Raw genomic sequence first — 2,505 nt, forward strand, 5'->3', positions numbered from 1 at the left:
AATGGGCAGGGCGTCTTGATGAGGTCGGGCGCCGGCGGGAAGCCTGGCGGTCGGAAGGGCTGGGCCTTGCCGATGTGGGCCGTCGGGTGGACGCCTATGTAGAAGAGAAAGGCTGGCTTCCATGACAGCAATTGATCTGAGAAAGCGCCCCGGCAAGGCTGCGATGGGCGAAGATCGCGCCGCCATTATGGACAATGCGTCGGCCATCGTGTCGCCCGCGCTTCACCGATTGCGACAGGCTTACGGCGGGCTGGGTGGCGTGGAATTGCTGGACGCTGTCATCCGAACGGAGTTTCCGGGCCGGATCGCCGTTGTCTCCTCCTTCGGCGCGGAATCGGCCGTCCTTCTCCATATGGTCGCGCAGATTGATCCGGCGACGCCGGTCATCTTCCTCAATACGGGCAAGCTCTTCGGCGAGACGCTTCGCTATCGCGACCGGCTTCAGGAGAAGCTCGGCCTCACCGATATTCGCGCGGCAGGGCCGCACCCGGCTGACCTCGCCGCAAGGGATCCGAATGGCGGCTTGTGGAATACCGACCCGGATGGCTGCTGCCATGTCCGCAAGGTGCTGCCGCTTGAGCGCGCGCTGAAGCATTTCGATGCGTCGATCACCGGCCGGAAGCGCTTTCAGACAAGCGCCCGCGCGGCCATGGAAACCATCGAGGAAGAGCGGGTGCGCGGCACGGGAGAGCCCGGCTCCGCAACCGGCACACGCTTCAAGATCAATCCGCTGGCTGACTGGACGCAAGAGGACCTCGAAGCCTATATCGACAATTACAAGCTGCCGCGCCATCCGCTGGTGAAGGACAACTATCTGTCTATCGGCTGCATGCCCTGCACGGAGCGTGTCCCGGAAGGCGGTTCCTACCGGGACGGGCGTTGGGTGGGCCGCGACAAGGACGAGTGCGGCATCCATCTGCCCGCAAATGTGCATGGCGACGGTATTTAACGGGGATAAGGCACTTTTCCTGTGATTTGCCGCTTGAGCAAATGCCGGGGATTTGTTACATCCGCCCGGCCTACGAAACATGCGGTCGTGGCGGAATTGGTAGACGCGCAGCGTTGAGGTCGCTGTGGGGTAACTCCCGTGGAAGTTCGAGTCTTCTCGACCGCACCATCTGATCCCCGTCTTGCGGGGCGGGCCTGATCCCTCTCCCGAAGAAGGACGGTTCCCGCGTGAGCGCGGGCGCTTTTTTGCGCCGCTCCGGGTGGCGGCCTTCCTGCAAATAGAGCACACTCGCCGCGTTCGGAACCGCGATTCCTGACGCGATTCTCACCGCTTTTCATGGGAGTGGCGCCCTTGGCCGATCCGACTCTTGCAAATATGCCAGAAGAGACGGCGGAGGAGGCCCTTTCGCCCGCCTTTGTGCACTCGGTCATCGACGCGGTGGACCGCGCCGATGCTGCACAGGCGCGCGAACTCGTCATCCCGCTTCGCCCGGCTGACCTTGCCGAACTCTTCGAGCTTCTGCGTTCCGACGAGCGTGAAGAGCTTGTGCGGATGCTCGGCGCGGATCTCAACCCCGAGGTGTTAAGCGAACTCGATGAGAGCGTCCGTGACCACGTTCTGAACCTCTATGATCCGAAAGACCTGGCTGCGGCGCTGAGCGAGCTTGATTCGGACGATGCCGTCTATGTGCTCGAGGATATGGACGAGGATGAACAGCGCATCATTCTCGACCAGCTTCCGGCGAACGAGCGCGCCGTGCTCGAACAGTCACTCGATTATCCCGAATACTCTGCCGGCCGTCTCATGCAGCGCGAGCTTGTCGCCGTGCCTCCCTTCTGGGATGTCGGCCAGACGATCGACTATATGCGCGAAGCGGATGAGCTGCCGGAAGAGTTCTATGAAATCTTCGTCGTGGATGCCGCCTTCAAGCCGATCGGAACGGTGCCGCTCTCCCGGGTGATGCGCACCAAGCGCCCGGTGAAGATTTCCGAGATAATGGAAGATCAGCAGACGCTCATCCCGGTCACGATGGACCAGGAAGATGTGGCGCATCAGTTCGGCAAATATGACCTGATCTCGGCGGCGGTCGTGGATGAGGATGGCCGCCTCGTCGGCGTCATTACGGTGGACGACATCGTTGAGGTTATCAGCGAGGAAGCGGCGGAAGACATCCGCCTGCTCGGCGGTGTAGGTGAGGAAGCGATTTCCGATACCGTGCTGCAGACCAGCCGGAGCCGTATTCCCTGGCTGATGGTCAATCTCGTGACCGCGGTTCTTGCGGCCTCCGTCATCGCGCTTTTCGATGGCGCGATCGAGGAGATGGTCGCGCTTGCCGTGCTCATGCCCATCGTCGCGTCGATGGGCGGCAATGCGGGCACGCAGACCATGACGGTGACCGTGCGCGCGCTTGCGACCCGCGACCTCGTCGATTTCAACGCAAGCCGCACCATTCTGCGTGAACTCGGTGTTGGCGTGCTGAACGGATTTGTCTTTGCGGTGCTGCTCGGCAGCCTTGTCGCGCTGATCTTCGACAATATGTGGCTTGGTACGGTTTT

General features: G+C 61.9%; 2 protein-coding genes and 1 tRNA gene. All 3 read left to right on the top strand.

Translation table 11 applies throughout. The features are described 5' to 3' along the window. The first annotated feature begins 121 nt into the window (after positions 1-121). Positions 122-949, top strand: a complete 828-nt coding sequence (locus tag WBF74_RS05410; protein WP_424436337.1) for a phosphoadenylyl-sulfate reductase — start codon at positions 122-124, stop codon at positions 947-949. Positions 950-1,030: 81 nt separating this feature from the next. Further along, a tRNA-Leu gene (locus WBF74_RS05415) sits at positions 1,031-1,117 on the top strand. Between the two features lie 183 nt (positions 1,118-1,300). Continuing rightward, a partial coding sequence (mgtE, locus tag WBF74_RS05420; protein WP_424436340.1) for a magnesium transporter occupies positions 1,301-2,505 on the top strand: 1,205 nt, incomplete at its 3' end.

Origin of the sequence: Parvibaculum sp., assembly GCF_049672805.1 — a bacterium.
GTDB lineage: Bacteria > Pseudomonadota > Alphaproteobacteria > Parvibaculales > Parvibaculaceae > Parvibaculum.

Excerpts from the sequence above, each read along its gene's own strand:
- WBF74_RS05410 (WP_424436337.1), top strand. The coding sequence starts at position 122 with ATGACAGCAATTGATCTGAGAAAGCGCCCCGGCAAGGCTGCGATGGGC.